General features: G+C 75.2%; 13 protein-coding genes. 3 read left to right on the top strand and 10 right to left on the bottom strand.

Features of this window, described 5'->3' with window-relative positions; genetic code table 11:
• Positions 1-35: 35 nt before the first annotated feature.
• A complete protein-coding gene (locus GA0070214_RS27585; RefSeq protein ID WP_091269426.1) occupies positions 36-1,283 on the top strand; it encodes a bifunctional pyridoxamine 5'-phosphate oxidase family protein/GNAT family N-acetyltransferase in 1,248 nt (415 codons plus the stop codon).
• A complete protein-coding gene (leuE, locus tag GA0070214_RS27590; protein WP_091269427.1) occupies positions 1,280-1,948 on the top strand; it encodes a leucine efflux protein LeuE in 669 nt (222 codons plus the stop codon). The genes GA0070214_RS27585 and leuE overlap by 4 nt, the downstream gene beginning before the upstream one ends.
• Positions 1,949-1,992: 44 nt before the next feature.
• Here the strand turns inward: leuE and GA0070214_RS27595 are convergent, their stop codons facing one another.
• From GA0070214_RS27595 to GA0070214_RS27640, 10 genes are all read right to left on the bottom strand, one after another.
• Positions 1,993-2,919, bottom strand: coding sequence for a sporulation protein (locus GA0070214_RS27595; protein WP_091269428.1), 927 nt, complete (start codon positions 2,917-2,919; stop codon positions 1,993-1,995).
• 87 nt (positions 2,920-3,006) lie between these two features.
• Positions 3,007-4,071, bottom strand: coding sequence for a hemolysin family protein (locus tag GA0070214_RS27600; RefSeq protein ID WP_091269429.1), 1,065 nt, complete (start codon positions 4,069-4,071; stop codon positions 3,007-3,009).
• Positions 4,068-5,423 carry a hemolysin family protein gene (locus GA0070214_RS27605; RefSeq protein ID WP_091269430.1) on the bottom strand — a complete coding sequence of 452 codons (1,356 nt, stop codon included), beginning with the start codon at positions 5,421-5,423 and terminating at the stop codon, positions 4,068-4,070. The genes GA0070214_RS27600 and GA0070214_RS27605 overlap by 4 nt, the downstream gene beginning before the upstream one ends.
• A gap of 161 nt (positions 5,424-5,584) precedes the next feature.
• Positions 5,585-5,914: a monovalent cation/H(+) antiporter subunit G gene (mnhG, locus tag GA0070214_RS27610; RefSeq protein ID WP_091269431.1), complete on the bottom strand. Its 330-nt coding sequence runs from the start codon at positions 5,912-5,914 to the stop codon at positions 5,585-5,587.
• On the bottom strand, positions 5,911-6,174 hold the full coding sequence (locus tag GA0070214_RS27615; RefSeq protein WP_091269432.1) for an MrpF/PhaF family protein: 264 nt from the start codon (positions 6,172-6,174) through the stop codon (positions 5,911-5,913). Before GA0070214_RS27615 ends, mnhG begins: the two co-directional genes overlap by 4 nt.
• On the bottom strand, positions 6,171-6,827 hold the full coding sequence (locus GA0070214_RS27620; protein WP_091269433.1) for a Na+/H+ antiporter subunit E: 657 nt from the start codon (positions 6,825-6,827) through the stop codon (positions 6,171-6,173). The genes GA0070214_RS27615 and GA0070214_RS27620 overlap by 4 nt, the downstream gene beginning before the upstream one ends.
• Entirely contained in the window at positions 6,824-8,320 is a 1,497-nt protein-coding gene (locus tag GA0070214_RS27625) for a Na+/H+ antiporter subunit D (RefSeq protein WP_091269434.1), read from the bottom strand. Before GA0070214_RS27625 ends, GA0070214_RS27620 begins: the two co-directional genes overlap by 4 nt.
• 114 nt (positions 8,321-8,434) lie before the next feature.
• Positions 8,435-8,917 carry a Na(+)/H(+) antiporter subunit C gene (locus GA0070214_RS27630; protein WP_091269435.1) on the bottom strand — a complete coding sequence of 161 codons (483 nt, stop codon included), beginning with the start codon at positions 8,915-8,917 and terminating at the stop codon, positions 8,435-8,437.
• The gene (locus GA0070214_RS27635) at positions 8,914-11,748 is read right to left on the bottom strand and encodes a Na+/H+ antiporter subunit A (RefSeq protein ID WP_091269455.1); all 2,835 of its coding nucleotides are present in this window, start codon (positions 11,746-11,748) and stop codon (positions 8,914-8,916) included. Before GA0070214_RS27635 ends, GA0070214_RS27630 begins: the two co-directional genes overlap by 4 nt.
• Before the next feature lie 121 nt (positions 11,749-11,869).
• On the bottom strand, positions 11,870-12,238 hold the full coding sequence (locus GA0070214_RS27640) for a hypothetical protein (protein WP_091269436.1): 369 nt from the start codon (positions 12,236-12,238) through the stop codon (positions 11,870-11,872).
• Positions 12,239-12,409: 171 nt separating this feature from the next.
• Between GA0070214_RS27640 and GA0070214_RS27645 the strand changes: the two genes are divergently transcribed.
• Positions 12,410-16,990: an ATP-dependent helicase gene (locus tag GA0070214_RS27645; RefSeq protein ID WP_091269437.1), complete on the top strand. Its 4,581-nt coding sequence runs from the start codon at positions 12,410-12,412 to the stop codon at positions 16,988-16,990.
• Positions 16,991-17,012 lie beyond the last annotated feature (22 nt).

The following is a 17,012-nucleotide window of genomic DNA, read 5'->3' on the forward strand; positions in this document are numbered from 1 at the left end:
TCGGAGATTGTACTAGAACAAAGGTGGGATGTCGCATGTACCCCCCGACCGAGCGCACCACGGCCAGCCGCACCCGGGACCGGATGCAGTACGACCGGGAGACCGCCCACGCCCTGCTCGACGAGGCGTACCACTGCGCGCTCGCGTTCACCGTGGACGGCGAGCCGCGCGTCCTGCCCACCCTGGTCGTGCGCCTCGACGACACCCTCTACGTGCACGGCTCCACCGGCAGCCGGCCGCTGCTCGCCGCCCGCGGCGAGGACGGGCTCCCGGTCTGCGTCGCGGTCACCCACCTCGACGGGCTGATCTTCGGCCGGTCCCAGTTCCACCACAGCGCCAACTACCGGTCGGTCGTCGCGCACGGCATTGCCCGGCTGGTCACCGACGAGCGGGAGAAGACCCGGGTGCTCACCGCGCTCGTGGAGAAGCTGGGCGCCGGGCGCAGCACCGACAGCCGGCCCCCGACCCGCCGGGAGCTGGCCGAGACGGCCGTGCTGGCGCTGCCGCTGCGCGAGGTGTCGGTGCGGATCCGGGCCGGCGGGGTGAGCGACGAACCGGCCGACTACGACCTGCCGTACTGGGCCGGCGTGGTGCCGCTGCGGCTCACCCGGGGGCTGCCGGAGCCGGACGCCGGGGTGACCGCACCGGTGCCGGCGTACCTGCGACCGGCACCCTCGCCCTGGCTGGAGCCCGTGGTGCTGCGCGGCGAGCACGTCGTGCTGGAGCCGCTCGACGAGTCCCACGCCGAGGAGCTGTACGCCGCCCTCGACGACGAGGAGGTCTGGCGGTACGTCGGCAGCCCGCGCCCGGGCGGCGTCGCGGAGCTGGCGGACCAGATCCGGGCCGGGCTCGACGCCCACCGGCGTGGGGTGCGGATGCCCTGGGTGCAGCGCTGCGCCGTGACCGGCGTGGTGGTCGGCACCACCTCCTACTACCAGCCCGACCCGGAGCTGCGAACCGTGGAGATCGGCTACACCCAGCTCGGCCGGCCCTGGTGGCGCACCGGGATCAACACCGAGGCGAAGCTGCTGCTGCTCACCCGCGCCTTCGAGGAGCTGGACGCCGTCCGGGTCACCTGGCAGACCAGCTCGCTCAACGAGCGCTCGCAGCGCGCCATCGAACGGCTCGGCGCCGTGCGGGAGGGGACCCTGCGGGCCAACCGGCGGCGCGCCGACGGCACCTGGCGGGAGTCCGCCCTCTATTCGATGCTCGCCTCGGAGTGGCCAAACGCACAGGTCACGCTGCGGGAACGGCTTCGCCCCGCGGCACCTGTGGCGTCATGATGACCGGCGTGCTGGGGATCACCGACATCTGGACGTACGTGCTGGGCACCGTGGCCATCGTGCTGCTGCCCGGGCCGAACTCGCTCTTCGTGCTCTCCACCGCGGCGCGCCGCGGGGTGGCGGCCGGCTACCGGGCCGCCGGGGGCGTGTTCGTCGGCGACTCGGTGCTGATGATCCTCTCCGCCGCCGGGGTGGCGTCGCTGCTCAAGGCGTACCCGGCGCTCTTCCTCGTGGTCAAGTACGCCGGCGCCGCGTACCTCGGGTGGTTGGGGTTGACCATGCTGCGCGGCGCCTGGCGGCGCTGGCGCGACCGCAACGACCCCGAGGCGCCGCGGCTCATCGACGCGGCGGAGCCGGCGGCGGTGCGGGACCCGTTCCGGCGGGCGCTGGTGGTCAGCCTGCTCAACCCGAAGGCGATCCTGTTCTTCATCTCCTTCTTCATCCAGTTCGTCGACCCCGGGTACGCGTGGCCCGCGCTGTCGTTCCTGCTGCTCGGGCTGATCGCGCAGGTGACCAGCGCGCTCTACCTGACCGCGCTGATCCTCACCGGCACCTTCCTGGCCGCCCAGTTCCACCGCCGGCGGCGGCTGGCCGCGACCGGCACCACCGCCGTGGCCGTGCTCTTCCTCGGGTTCAGCCTGAAGCTCGCCACGGCCTCGGTCTGACCCGGCCGCCCGGCGCCGCACCACAACGCGCCGGTCGGCCGGCGTCAGGTGCCGTCGCTGCCTCCGCCGCCGCCCACGCCCGCGCCGCCGGCCGTGCCGCCGAGCCCGTAGCCGGGGGCGACCGGCTCGTCCGGCGGGCGGCTGACGTGCGCGGACTCGCGGATCGCGGCGGACCAGTCGGCGGGGGCGGCGGCCGCGGCGTGCCGGTCGATGGCCTGCCGCAGCCAGCCGTCCACGGTGGCGACCCAGTCCCGCCGGTCGGCGCCCGCGTGCCAGACCCGGAACCGGCTGATGCTCTGGTGGGTCACCCCGGCCAGTGAGAGCCGCCGGTCCAGCCAGAGCAGTACCTCCAGGCCCGCCGCGTTGGTCACGAAGAGCACCTCCAGTTCGGTGATCGGGCCGGCGTAGAGCGGGGCCACCCAGAACCCCAGCCGCTCGTACAGCGGGAGCGCCTGCTCCACCCCGGGCAGCCGCCCGTACTGGAGCCCGACCTGCCGCATGAGGAAGCCCAGGGTGTCCAGCGCGGCGAGGATGTGCTGCTGGGTGGGCAGCGGGTGGACGAACACCGGCACCATGGCGCCCTGGTCGAGGTCCGGGTCGACGGACACCTCGGTACGCAACCCGGTGCGCAGGCTCATGAGCGGGACCCCGCCGAACATGGTCACCGGGGTTTCCCAGGGCAGCGGGATCGCGAAGTCGACGGCGCGCCGCCGCCCGGCCGGCACCACGAACCGGCCGGCGATCGGCACCTGGTGGTACTGCACGAGCCGGCGCGGCGACTCCGGATCCTCCGGCTCGGCCTGCGCGACCAGCCCGAGGCGGATGTGCCGGACGGCGACGTCGGTGCCGCCGGCGGTCAGGGTGACCCGGCCGGGCAGGCGCAGGCCGGGGCGGGTGCTCGGGTTGGGCAGCGTGGTGCTCACGGACAGCCCGGTCCACACGGACTCCGACGACACCCCGGTCAGCCGCATGCGGCGGGCATTCCCACCGCCCGCTCCCCCATGCGATCCGGGTGCGCCCGTTGTCGCCTCAGCGGCGACGGGCGCACCCGGAGGGCGTCAGCGCATGCGGCGGCCGCGGGGCACCGGGTCGGTCTCGTCGTCGAACTCGCCGATGACCTCCTCGAGGAGGTCCTCCAGCGCCACGAAGCCGATCGGCCGGGTCGGGCCGCCCCCGTTGCTGACCAGCGCCAACTGGGCCTGCCGGCCCCGCATGGCCGCCACCGCCTCGGTGACCGACGCCTCGCCGGGCAGGGTGAACGCGGGGGTCATGAGCTCCTCGGCGGTCGCCGGCCGGCCGGTGGTGACCGCGCGGACCGCCTCGCGCACGTGCACGAGCCCGCACACCTCGCCACCGCGGTCGACCACGGCGAGCCGCGACCGGCCGCTGTCGCGGGACACGTGCTCGATCCGCTCGGCGGTGTCGTCCCGGCGCACGGTGACGATCCGGTCGAACGGCTCCATCACCTGCGCCACCCGGGTGCCCTGCAGCTCCAGCATGCTGGTCAGCAGCTGGTGCTGCTCGGCGCCGAGCAGCCCGTGCTCACGGGACTGCTCCAGCAGGATGCGCAGCTCGTCGGGGCCGTGCACCTGGGCGAGCTGGTCCTGCTGGCGGACTCCCACCAGCCGCAGCACGGCGTTGGCGAGGGAGTTCAGCGCGGACAGCACCGGGCGGGCGACCCGGGCGAAGGCCCGGAACGGCAGCGCCAGCAGCATCGCCGAGCGCTCCGCGTCGGTGATCGCCCAGGACTTCGGGGCCATCTCGCCGACCACCAGGTGCAGGAAGGTCACCAGGGCCAGGGCGAACAGCAACCCGACCAGGTGGCTCACCGCGTCCGGCAGGCCGACCGCGTGCAGCAGCGGGCTGAGCAGGTGCTCGATGGCCGGCTCGGCCAGCGCGCCGAGGCCCAGGGTGCACAGGGTGATGCCGAGCTGGGCGCCGGCCAGCATGAGGCTCAGCTCGCGGACGCCGTCCAGCGCCGCACGGGCCGCCCGGCCGCCGCCGGCCGCCGACTGCTCCAGCCGGTACCGCTTGGCGGCGACCAGCGCGAACTCGGCCGCCACGAAGAAGCCGTTGAGCGCCAGGAGCACCACGGAGAAGAAGAGCGCGAACCCGGGGCTCATGCGGCCTCCTCCCCGTGCACGCCGGCCGTGGTGCGGAGCCGGACGGAGTCGGCCACGTGCCGGTCCACGGCGAGCACCTCGACCAGGGCGCGGGGCTCGACGTCCGGCTCCTCGCCGTCGGCGGCGAGTGCGATCTCCAGCCGGTCGCCGACCTCGGGCACCCGGCCCAGCTCCCGCATGACCAGCCCGGAGAGGGTGTCGTACTCCGGCGCCTCGGGCAGCGCGATGCCGGTGCTGTCGGCGACCTCGTCGATCCGCCAGCGGGCCGGCACCACCCAGGAGCCGTCCTCCTGCCGGGCGGGGGCCCGCTCCGGCGGGTCGTCCTCGTCACGGATCGGCCCGACCAGCTCCTCGGCGATGTCCTCCAGCGTGATCACGCCGGCGAAGCCGCCGTACTCGTCGACCACGCAGGCGAGCTGTCGGTGCCCGACCCGGAGCCGGTCCAGCACCGTCGGCAGCGGCAGCGTCTCCGGCACCAGCAACGGGGGTACGGCCACCGCGGCGACCCGGGTGGTCGCCCGCTCGGCCGGCGGCACCCCGAGCACGTCGGCGATGCCGATCACGCCGACCAGGTCGTCGACGCCCTCGGCGCCGCGCACCGGGAACCGGGAGTGACCGGTGTCGAGCAGCTCGACGACCCGGCTGACCGGCTCGTCGGCCCGTACGGTGTGCACGTCGACCCGGGGGACCATGGCCTCCCCGGCGGTGAGCTCCCGGAAGTCGAGGCCCCGGTCGAGCAGGTCGGACATCTCGGCGTCGAGGTGCCCCTCCTCCCGGGACTCGGCGATGATCTGCTCCAGGTCCTCCGGGGTGGCGCCGCTCGGCAGCTCCTCGATCGGCTCGATGCCGATCCGGCGGAGCAGCCGCACGGCGGCCCGGTCGAAGAGGGTGATCACCGGTCCGGCGATCCGCAGATACATGAGGGTGGACCGGGCGAGCGCCCGGGCCAAGGGCTCGGCGCGGGCGATGGCCAGGTTCTTCGGGGCCAGCTCACCGAGGACCATCTGCACGATGGTCGCGATGATCAGGGCGAGAGCCACCGACAGCGGCAACGCCACCGCGTCGGAGACGCCGGCCACGCCGAGCAGGTCGGCCAGCCCGGCGCCCAGGTACGGCTCGGCGGCGTAACCGACCAGCAGGGCGGTCACGGTGATGCCGAGCTGGGCGCCGGAGAGCATGAAGGAGAGCCGGCCGGTCACCTCCAGGGCCCGGGCCGCGGCGCGGTCGCCACCGTCGGCGAGCTGCTTGAGCTTGCCCCGGTCCACGGCGACGTAACCGAACTCCTGGGCCACGAAGTAACCGGTGGCGGCGGTGAGCACGATGATGAGGACGAGTCCGACGAGGATCAGCACGGGAGGTTCAGGGCTCCCGGGGCCGTCGGGTCCAGAGGTTGCCGGGCACGACCCGGCTGGCTACTGCTGCCCTCCTGGGCAGAGGAGTCGATCATGCTGCCATTTTATCGGCGGCGGCTGGACGTTCGCTGAGGGTGCCGGAAGGCTCCCCGCTGTCCGGTTCACCGGTCGGACAGCTCGTCGGCGTCGAGCAGTTCCCGGTCGATCCGTCCCGAGCGGTAGGCGGCCCGCCCGATCATCTGCGCGGCGACCGGCGCGGTGGCCAGTTGGAAGACCGCCACCAGCGCGATCATGCCCAGGTCCGACGCCGTACGCAGGCGCAGGGCGAGGCCGACGAGCAGCAGGAGCACGCCGAGCACCTGCGGCTTCGTGGCGGCGTGCATCCGGCCCAGCACGTCCGGGAAGCGCAGCACGCCGATCCCGGCGACCAGGCTGAGCAGCGCCCCGGCCAGCAGGCACGCCCCACCGAGCCAGTCCGCGACCGTGGTCACACCTCCTCCCGGACCGCGAAGCGGACCAGGGACACCGACCCGACGAAGCCGAGCAGGGAGAGCACCACCAGCACGGGCAGCGTGGTGGCGTGCCCGTTGACCCCCGCCTCCGCGCCCACCGCGCCCAGCATGGTGGAGAGCAGCAGGTCGGCGGCGACGACCCGGTCGAGCAGGGACGGGCCGCGGTAGATCCGGGCCAGGGCGAGCAGCGCGGTGACCGAGAGCAGCACGGTCAGCGCGAGGGCGAGCAGCGCGGTCACGGTTGGTTCCTCCGATCGACGGGTTCGGGGCTGAGCCGGCGTACCTCCGCGGGGGAGCCGACGGCGCGGACGATGCGCCGTTCGACGGCGAGGATCCGCTCCCGGCTGTCGGCCAGGTCCTCGGGGCGGCGGACGTCGAGCACGTGCGCGTAGAGCACCCCGCGGTCGCGGTCCACGTCCACGATCAGGGTCCCCGGCACCAGGGAGATCACCTCGGCGGTGAGCGCCAGGTTGAGATCGGTGCGCACCCGCAGCGGCACCGCGATGATCGCGCCGCGCGGGCGGAAGCCCGGGCGCAGCGCGACGGCGGCGACGTGCAGGCTGGCGGTGACCAGTTCGCCGGCGAAGGTGACCGCGAGGACCAGCAGGGCGCCGGGGCGCAGCCGCCCGCCGAAGGTGACCGGCGGGAGCGGGAAGAAGAGCAGCACGGCCGCACCGATCACCAGGCCGGCGAGCAGGTTGCCCCAGGACAGGTCGCCCCAGAGCAGCACCCAGATGGCGACCAGCCAGCCGAGCGCGACGGCCTGGTCGCGGCGCCGCCCACCCCGGCGCACGGCGGGCGCGGGCGCGTCGGGCGCGAGGTCGGCCGGTCGGGGGCCGCCCGGCGGTTCCGCGTCGCCGGCCGACCGGCCCGGGGGCAGGTCGTCGGTCACGGCAGGACCGCCCGGACGTACGGAGTGCGCTGGCGCAGGTCGGTGGCGGCGTCCGCGGTGACCCGGAACAGCGGCCCGGCGGCCAGGGTGAGCACCAGGCCGAGCAGCACCAGGGCGGCGGTGGCCCCGACCATCAGCCCGGGCAGCCGGACGGGCGGGCCGGAGGTGGCCAGCCGGGGCGCCCGCCAGAACGCGATGTTCCAGACCCGGGAGGCGGCGTAGAGGGTGAGCAGGCTGGTCAGGGTGCCCGCTCCGACGAGCACGGCGGGTAGCGTCCCGCCGGCCGCCACGCCCGCCTGGAGCAGGCCGAGCTTGCCGAGGAAACCGGAGAACGGCGGGATGCCGGCCAGGTTCATGGCCGGGACGAAGAAGAGCACGGCGAGCAGCGGGGCGATCCGGGCCAGCCCGCCGAGCCGGCGCAGGTCGGTGCTGCCGGCGCGCTCCTCGACCAGGCCGGCGACCAGGAAGAGCGTGGTCTGGATGGTGATGTGGTGCACCACGTAGAAGATCGCCCCGGCCAGGCCCGCCACGCTGCTCAGCGCCACCCCGAAGATCATGTAGCCGATGTGGCTGACCAGCGTGAAGGAGAAGAGCCGCTTCATGTCGGACTGGGCCGCCGCGCCGAGGATGCCGACCACCATGGTCAGCCCGGCCACCACCATGAGCAGGTTGGCGACCTGCCCGCCGGGGAAAAGCAGCGTCTCGGTACGGATGATCGCGTACACGCCGACCTTGGTGAGCAGGCCCGCGAAGACCGCGGTCACCGGGGCGGGCGCGGTCGGGTAGCTGTCCGGCAGCCAGGCGGAGACCGGGAAGACGGCCGCCTTGATGCCGAAGGCGAGCAGCAGGGTGAGCTGCAACGCCAGGCGTACGCCGGGCGGCAGGGCGTCCAGCCGGCCGGCGAGCTGCGCCATGTTGACGGTGCCGGTGGCCGCGTACACCAGACCCAGCGCGGCCAGGAAGATCATCGACGACAGGATGCTGACCACCACGTACGTCGAGCCAGTGCGGATCCGGACCTCCGTGCCGCCGAGGGTGATCAGCACGAAGCTCGCGGCCAGCAGGATCTCGAAGCCGACGAACAGGTTGAACAGGTCCCCGGCCAGGAAGGCGTTGGTCACGCCGGCGGTGAGCACCAGGTAGGTGGGGTGGTAGATGCTCACCGGGGCGCTCTCGCTGGTCTCCCCCCGCCCCTGGCCGATCGAGTAGAGCAGCACGCAGAGGGTGACCGCCGAGGACACCACCAGCATGAGCGCGGCCAGCTGGTCGGCGACCAGCACGATGCCGACCGGCGGCGGCCAGCCGGCCACCCGGACCACGACGGGCCCGTGCCGGTACGCCTCGACCAGCAGCACCACCGCCACCACCAGGGTGGTGGTCAGCCCGAGCACGCTGACCGACCGCTGCAACCGGGGCCGGTTGGCCAGGATCAGGGTGAGCGCCGCCCCGAGCAGCGGCACCACCACCGGCAGCGGCACCAGCGCGGGAGTCATGCGCCCGCCTTCGTTCGCGACTGCGGGGCTCGCAACCCCGGCTCACTCCCCGCGCTCACGTGCTTGCCTTCGTTCGCGACTGCGGGGCTCGCAACCCCGGCTCACTCCTCGCGCTCACTGTTCCTCACCGCGCCGGCGGAGGCGGCGCAGCGCCGGCTCCGGGTCCACCTGCTCCGGATCGTTGTCCGGCCCCTCGCCGCCGAGGTCCGCCGTGGACACCTCGTTGCGCTCGGCGAGCCGGACGACCTGCCGGTCCTCCAGGTCGTCCTGCACCTCGTCGTCGCCGGACAGGTACCAGCTCCGGTAGGCGACGGCGAGCAGGAACGCGGTCAGCCCGAACGTGATCACCACGGCGGTGAGCACCATGGCCTGCGGCAGCGCGTCGCTCATGGCCGAAGCGGGCACGGTGCCCACCAGGGGCGCGGCCCCGGACCGGCCGCCGAGCAGGATCAGCAGGTTCACGCCGTTGCCGAGCAGGATCACGCCGAGCAGGATCCGGGTGAGGCTCCGCTCCAGCAGCAGGGTGACCCCGGTGGCGACGAGCACCCCCACGGCGATCACCAGCACCAGGGTCGGCCCGGCCTCGCCCCGGGTCATGAGCTCTCCCCCTCGCGCTGCACGGCCAGCCCCCGGGCCGGTTCGCCGGCCGCCTCGACGTGCCGGTCCACCTCGGCGCCGAGGCTGCGCAGGATGTCCAGCACGAGCCCGACCACGACGAGGTAGACGCCGATGTCGAAGAAGAGCGACGTGACCAGGTAGAAGTGGCCGACCAGCGGCAGCCAGAGGTTGATCTTCACGCTCTCCAGCACCTGGCCGGACAGGAGCAGCCCGAGCGCGCCGCTGCCGACCGAGACGGCGAGGCCGGCGCCCAGCACCGTGCCGGCGCCGACCGGGGCCGACTCGGCCAGCTCGTACCGGCCGCCGGCCAGGTAGCGCACGGTCAGCGCGAGGCCGGCGACCAGGCCGCCGGAGAAGCCGCCGCCCGGGGAGTTGTGCCCGGAGAAGAGCAGGAACAGCGAGAACAGCAGGACCGTGTGGAAGATCAGCCGGGTGACCACCTCGAAGACGATCGAGCGGCGGCGCTCGTGCAGGGTCGCCCCGCCGCGCAGCCAGACCGTCCGCCGGTCCCGGCGCGACCGGACCGGGCCGGGGCGGCGCGGCCGGGGCCCGGTGCGGGACCGCTCGAAGATCAGGCTGGCCACGCCGGTAGCGGTCACCACGAGGACCGCGATCTCTCCCATGGTGTCCCAGGCCCGGATGTCGACAAGGGTCACGTTGACCACGTTGCGGCCGTAACCCTGCGCCACCGCCAGGTCGGGGAACGCCGCCGAGACCGACGGCTCCCGTCGCGCGCCGGCCGCGGCCAGCGCCAGGCCGGCCATGACCAGGCCGGCGGCCACCCCGATGCCGCGGCGCACCCAGCGGCTGCGGCGCAGCGGGCGGGCCGAGAAGCGTTCCGGCAGCCGGCGCAGCACCAGCACGAAGACGGCGATGGTGGCGGTCTCCACGAGGAACTGGGTGAGCGCCACGTCGGGGGCGCCGTAGAGGACGAACATCATGGCGGTGCCGTAGCCGGTGACGCCGACCAGCAGCATGGCCGTGAGCCGGCGCCGGGCGCCCACCGCGAGCAGCGCGGCCACCGCGATGACCACGCAGACCACGAGCTGGGTCGGGTTGTCCCACACGGCGATCCCGGTGCGCCAGGGCCGGGTGAGCAGCATGGCGCCGCCCGGCACCAGCACCAGGACGACGAGCACGGTGCCGAGGTACTGCGGCAGGGCGCCGCGCTGCGTGGCGCCGGTGACCTCGATGGCGAACCGGTCGAACCGGTGCGTGATCCACTCGTACCCCTGGTTGCCGCCGACCGGCGCGCGCAGCCGGGTCAGCGCGGGGGCGAGCGGGCCGCGGACCAGGTGCAGCACCACCCCGCCGGCCAGCACCACGGCGGAGAGGCCCAGCGCCGCGGTCGGCCCGTGCCAGAGCGCCAGTTTCTCCTCGACCGGGCCGAACAGCTCGGCGTACGGGCGCAGCAGCCCGCCCAGCCAGCCGGCCGCCGGACCGGCCGCGAACCCGGCGACGGCGAGCAGGGCCGGGGGTACGAGCATGGCGGCGGGCGGCGGCTCCACGTCGGTGACCTCGACACCCGGCCGCGACGCGAACGCGCCCCAGAGGAACCGGATGCTGTACGCGACGGTCAGCGCGCTTCCCACGACCAGCCCGGCGAGCACCACCGGCCGCCCGGTGAACGCGCCGAGCACCGCCTCCTTGGCCACGAAGCCGAGCAGCGGCGGCACGCCGGCCATCGAGGCGGCGGCCAGCGCGGCGACCGTGGCGAGCACCGGGGCGCTGCGGCCCACGCCGGACAGGTCGCGCAGGTCCCGGCTGCCGGCGCTGTGGTCGAGGATGCCGACGACGAGGAAGAGCGCGGCCTTGAACAGCGCGTGCGCCAGCAGCATGGCGACACCGGCGAGGGCGGCCTTCGGGGTGCCCGCGCCGAGCACCACGGTGAGCAGGCCGAGCTGGCTGACCGTCCCGTACGCGAGCAGCAGCTTCAGGTCGGTCTGCCGCAGCGCCGCCCACCCCCCGGCGACAAGGGTGACCAGCCCGGCGACCACGGTGACCGGCCGCCACGGCCCGGCCGGGGCGAGCGCCGGGCCGAGCAGCCCGACGAGGAACACCCCGGCCTTCACCATGGCGGCCGCGTGCAGGTAGGCGCTGACCGGGGTGGGCGCCGCCATCGCCACCGGCAGCCACGAGGTGAACGGGAAGACCGCGGACTTCGCGAGGGCCCCGGTGAGGACGAGCAGCACCGCGACCACCAGGTAGCCGCCGCCGGGCAGCGGCGCGGCCGTGACGACCGACCAGCGGTAGCTGCCGACGTGGTGACCGAGCAGCAGGAAGCCGACAAGCATGGCCAGCCCGCCGAGCGTGGTGACGGTCAGCGCCTGGGCCGCCGCCCACCGGCTGGACCGCCGCTCGGTGCTGTGCCCGATCAGCAGGTAGGAGAAGACCGTGGTCAGCTCCCAGAAGACGTAGAGCAGCAGCAGGTCGTCGGAGACGACCAGGCCGACCATGGCCCCGGCGAAGGCGACCAGGACGGCCGCGAACCGGGCCAGGCCCACCGAGCCGGCGTGGAAGTAGCGGGCCGAGTAGACCAGCACCAGCGCGCCGACGCCGCCGACCAGGAGCAGCATCAGCCAGGACAGGGTGGTGACCCGCAGCGCCACGTCGAGCTGGAGCTCCGGAACCCACGGGTACGTCTCGACGACCGCCCCGCCGGCGCGGACCGCCCCGGTGTGCGCCACCGCCCAGCCGAAGGTGGCGGCCGGCGCGAGCGCGAGCAGCAGGCACGCGCGGGGGCCCCACCGGCGGACCAGCAACGGGGCGGACAGGGCCGCCACCAGATGCAGGATCAGCAGGACGAGCACGCGCACTCCCGGTCGAGGTGACAGCGCGCCGGGGCACGCTGCGGCCACGACCGATCAGACGCCACATTCCTGCCCGACCGGGCGGTTTTCCGGAAACCGGCCCCAGCGGCGGGGCGGGCCGTCAGCGCAGGGCGGGGTCGGGGTCGGACCGCTCCCGGCGGGGTGTCTCGACGAGCAGGTCGGGGCGGCCGAGCTGGCGGACCGCCTTGTTGACCACCCGCTGCGCGGCGGCCAGGGAGCGCACCGGCAGCAGTTTGCCGCGGCTCTCCCGCCGCAGGACGAAGTAGTGCACCGCGGCGCGGACGAGCCCCCGGTCGGCGGCGCTGGAGTGGGCGGTGGCGAGGACCAGCTCGCGCAGGCAGCGGGCCAGATCCTCGGCCAGCTCCAGCTCGGGACCGTGCAGACCGGTGCGCAGCGTGGCGAGGTGACTGTCGACCTTGCGGATGAGCACGTCGGTCCCGGACCCGGAGCCTCGCCCCTGCACGGTCATCCAAGCCCTCCACCCCACGCTGCGTTGCGGGTGAAGTTACTTTATGTTGCGCGGTGCAAGCAAGCAGTTAAGTGAGACTTAACGCATCCAAGGCCACATCCGTCGCTTAAGGCCCCGTCCCGGACAGAACAGCGTCCGCCGCGGGGCCGGTTGTCACACCGGCGAGGCAGGATGGAGGGCGTGGCGGACGAGGTGACCCGGGGCGCGGCGGTCCTGGCGGAGTTCGGGGCGGCGACCCGGGAGTGGTTCACCGCCGCCTTCGCGGCGCCCACCGCCGCCCAGGAGGGCGCCTGGCGGTCGGTCGCCGCCGATCGCAACGCCCTGGTGGTCGCGCCGACCGGCTCCGGCAAGACCCTCGCGGCGTTCCTCTGGTCGCTGGACCGGCTGGCCAAGGAGCCACCGCCGGCCGAGGCGCGGCAGCGCTGCCGGGTCCTCTACGTCAGCCCGCTCAAGGCGCTCGCCGTCGACGTGGAGCGCAACCTGCGCGCCCCCCTCACCGGCATCCGGCAGGCCGCCACCCGGCTCGGCCTCACCCCGCCCGACATCACCGTGGGCATGCGCACCGGCGACACCCCCGCCGACGAGCGGCGCGCCTTCGCCCGCACCCCGCCGGACATCCTCATCACCACACCCGAGTCGCTGTTCCTGCTGCTCACCTCCGCCGCCCGCGACTCGCTGCGCGGGGTCCGCACGGTGATCGTCGACGAGGTGCACGCCGTCGCCGGCACGAAGCGCGGCGCCCACCTGGCCCTCTCCCTGGAACGCCTCGACGCGCTGCTGGAGACCCCGGCGCAGCGGATCGGGCTCTCCGCCACCGTCCGGCCGATCGACGTCTGCGCCCGCTTCCTCGGCGGAGCCCGCCCCGTCGACGTGGTGCAGCCACCCACCAGCAAGACCATCGAGGTCAGCGTGCAGGTGCCGGTGGAGGACATGACCCGCCTCGACGAGCAGGAGCCGCCGGAGGACGCGCTGGGCGGGCTCGGCCCCCGCCGGGCGTCGATCTGGCCGGCCGTCGAGGAGCGGGTCTTCTCGCTGATCCGGTCGCACCGGTCGACCATCGTCTTCACCAACTCCCGGCGCAGCGCCGAGCGGCTCTGCGCCCGGCTCAACGAACTGGCCGCCGAGGAACTGGAGGCGGCGGCCAGCCCGGACGGCGGCCGCGTGGCCCGGCAGCCGGCCGAGGTGATGGCGCAGTCCGGGGCGGCGGCCGGGGCGCCGCCGGTGATCGCGCGGGCCCACCACGGCAGCGTCTCCCGCGAGGAGCGCAAGCACATCGAGGAGGCGCTCAAGTCCGGGCAGCTGCCGGCCGTGGTCGCCACCTCCAGCCTGGAGCTGGGCATCGACATGGGCGCGGTCGACCTGGTCGTGCAGATCGAGGCCCCGCCGAGCGTGGCCGCCGGCCTGCAACGGGTCGGCCGGGCCGGGCACCAGGTCGGCGCGGTGTCCCGGGGCGTGGTCTTCCCGAAGCACCGCGGCGACCTGCTGTCCTGCACGGTGGTCGCCGAGCGGATGGGCGAGGGCGCCATCGAGGAGCTGCACTACCCGCGCAACCCACTCGACGTGCTGGCCCAGCAGATCGTGGCCATGGTGGCCCTGGAGCCGTGGCGGCTCGGCGACCTGGCCGTGCTGGTCCGCCGGGCCGCGCCCTTCGCCGAGCTGCCCGACTCGGCGCTGCACGCGGTGCTCGACATGCTCTCCGGGCGCTATCCGTCGACCGCCTTCGCCGAGCTGCGGCCCCGGCTGGTCTGGGACCGGGCCGCCGACGTGCTCACCGGCCGGCCCGGCGCGCAGCGGCTCGCCGTCACGAGCGGCGGCACCATCCCCGACCGCGGTTTGTTCGGGGTCTTCCTGGCCGGCGCCGAGCGGGCCGCCCGCGTCGGTGAGCTGGACGAGGAGATGGTCTACGAGTCCCGGGTGGGCGACGTCTTCCTGCTCGGCTCGTCGTCCTGGCGGATCGAGGAGATCACCCCCGACCGGGTGCTCGTCTCCCCCGCCCCGGGGCAGGCCGCCCGGATGCCGTTCTGGAAGGGCGACCAGCTCGGCCGCCCGGTCGAGCTGGGCCGGGCCATCGGCGCCCGGGTCCGGGCGCTGCTGCGCCAGTCCGACGCCGACGCGGTGGCGGCGCTGCGGGCGGGCGGGCTGGACGACTGGGCCGCCGGCAACCTCATGACCTACCTGCGCGAGCAGAAGGAGGCGACCCGGTCGCTGCCCGACGACCGCACGGTGGTGGTCGAACGGTTCCGCGACGAGCTGGGCGACTGGCGGCTCGCCGTGCACTCGGTGCTCGGCGCCCGGGTCAACGGCCCGTGGGCGCTCGCCATCGGGCGCCGGCTCGCCGAGCGCTACGGGGTCGACGCCCAGGTGATGCCCTCCGACGACGGCATCGTGGTCCGGCTGCCCGACACCGCCGACGAGCCGCCCGGCGCCGACGTGGTGGTCTTCGACCCCGAGGAGATCGCCCAGCTGGTCGAGGAGTCCGTCGGCACCTCGGCGCTGTTCGCCTCCCGGTTCCGCGAGTGCGCGGCCCGGTCCCTGCTGCTTCCCCGCCGCGACCCGCGCCGCCGCCAGCCGCTCTGGCAGCAGCGCCAGCGGGCCGCCCAGCTCCTCGACGTGGCCCGCGAGTACGCCGACTTCCCGGTCACCCTCGAGGCCGCCCGGGAATGCCTCCAGGACGTCTTCGACCAGCCCGCGCTGGCCCAGCTCATGCGCGACCTGGGCGCCCGCAAGGTCCGGCTCGTCGAGGTCGAGTCCGAGCGCCCGTCGCCGTTCGCCCGCTCCCTGCTGTTCGGCTACGTGGGCGCGTTCCTCTACGAGGGCGACGCGCCGCTGGCCGAGCGGCGGGCCGCCGCCCTGGCCCTCGACTCGGGGCTCCTCGGCGAGCTGCTCGGCCGGGTAGACCTGCGGGAACTGCTCGACCCGGCGGTGCTCGCCGAGACCGAGCGGCAGCTGCGCTGGCGCACCGAGCAGCGCCGCCCCCGCGACGCGGAGGACGTGGTCGAGCTGCTCCGGGTGGTCGGCGACCTGAGCGAGGCCGAGCTGGCCGAGCGGGGCGTACCGGCCGGGTGGCTGGGCGAGCTGGAGGCGGCCCGGCGGGTGCTGCGGGTCCGGGTCGCCGGCGAGGACCGCTGGGTGGTCGTCGAGGACGCCGCCCGGCTGCGCGACGCGCTCGGCGTGGCGCTGCCCGTCGGGGTGGCCGAGGCCTACCTGGCGCCGGTGGCCGACCCGCTGGGCGACCTGGTCGCCCGCTACGCCCGCACCCACGGCCCGTTCGCGGCGGCCACCTGCGCCGCCCGGTTCGGGCTCGGGGTGTTCGTCGTCGAGCAGGCGCTGCGCCGGCTGGCCGCCACCGGGCGGGTGGTCTCCGGCGAGTTCGCGCCGGACAGCGTCGGCACCCAGTGGTGCGACGCCGAGGTGCTGCGGCTGCTGCGCCGCCGGTCCCTGGCGGCGCTGCGCCGGGAGATCGAGCCGGTGCCGCCCCGGGCGCTCGCCGCGTTCCTGCCCCGCTGGCAGCAGGTCGGCTCCTCGGCCCGGGGCGTCGAGGCGGTCGCCGCCACCGTCGAGCAGTTGCAGGGGGCGGCCGTGCCGGCGTCCGCGCTGGAACGCCTCGTGCTGCCCGCCCGCGTCGCCGACTACTCCCCCGCCCAGCTCGACGAGCTCTGCGCCAGCGGGGAGGTGGTCTGGGCCGGGTCCGGGGCGATCTCCGGCGGCGACGGCTGGATCACCCTCGCGTACGCGGACGTCGCGCCGCTGCTCCTGCCCCCGCCCGACGAGGCGCTGGCCCGCACCCCGCTGCACGAGGCGGTGCTCGACGCGCTCGCCGACGGGCAGGCGCTGTTCTTCCGCTCCCTCTCCGACCGGGTCGGCTCCACCGACGACACCGCCCTGACCGCCGCCGTGTGGGACCTGGTCTGGGCCGGGCACCTCACCAACGACACCCTGGCCCCGCTCCGGGCGGCGCTCGGCGGCGGCGGCGCGCACCGGTCCCGGCCCACCGCCGCGCGCACCCGCTACCGCCGCCCCGGGCGGGTGGCGCTGCCCAGCCGCGGCGGCCCGCCCACCGTGGCCGGCCGCTGGTCCCGGCTGCCCGAGCGCGACCTCGACCCCACCCGGCGGGCCGCCGCCCTCGCCGACCTGCTCCTCGAACGGCACGGCGTGGTCACCCGGGGTGCGGTCATGGCCGAGCAGGTGACCGGTGGCTTCGCGGCGGTCTACCCGGTGCTGTCCGCGCTGGAGGAACGCGGGGCGGCCCGGCGCGGCTACTTCGTCGAGGGGCTGGGGGCGGCCCAGTTCGCCGTGCCCGGGGCGGTCGACCGCATCCGCGCGCTCGCCGACCCCGCCGACGACAGCCGCGTGCGGGGCGGCCCCACCGTGGTGCTCGCCGCCACCGACCCGGCCAACCCCTTCGGCGCGGCCCTGCCCTGGCCCGACCGGGTGGTCGACTCCGGCGACGGGGCCGCCCCGGCCACCGGCCACCGGGCCGGGCGCAAGGCCGGCGCGCTGGTCGTGCTGGTCGGCGGCGACCTGGTGCTCTACGTCGAGCGGGGCGGGCGGACCATCCTCTCCTTCACCGACGACACCGATGCGCTGGCGGCGGCCGGCAAGGCGCTCGCCGACGCGGTGCACTCGGGTGCGCTCGGCGCGATCTCGGTCGAACGCGCCGACGGCGAGGCGGTGCACAGCTCGCCGCTGCGCGACGCGCTGACCGCGGCCGGCTTCCGCGCCACCCCCCGAGGCCTCCGCCTCCGCGGCTGACCCCCCCTCCCCCCTCCCCCCC

It is taken from the genome of Micromonospora chaiyaphumensis (assembly GCF_900091435.1).
In the GTDB taxonomy this organism is placed as follows: Bacteria; Actinomycetota; Actinomycetes; order Mycobacteriales; family Micromonosporaceae; genus Micromonospora; species Micromonospora chaiyaphumensis.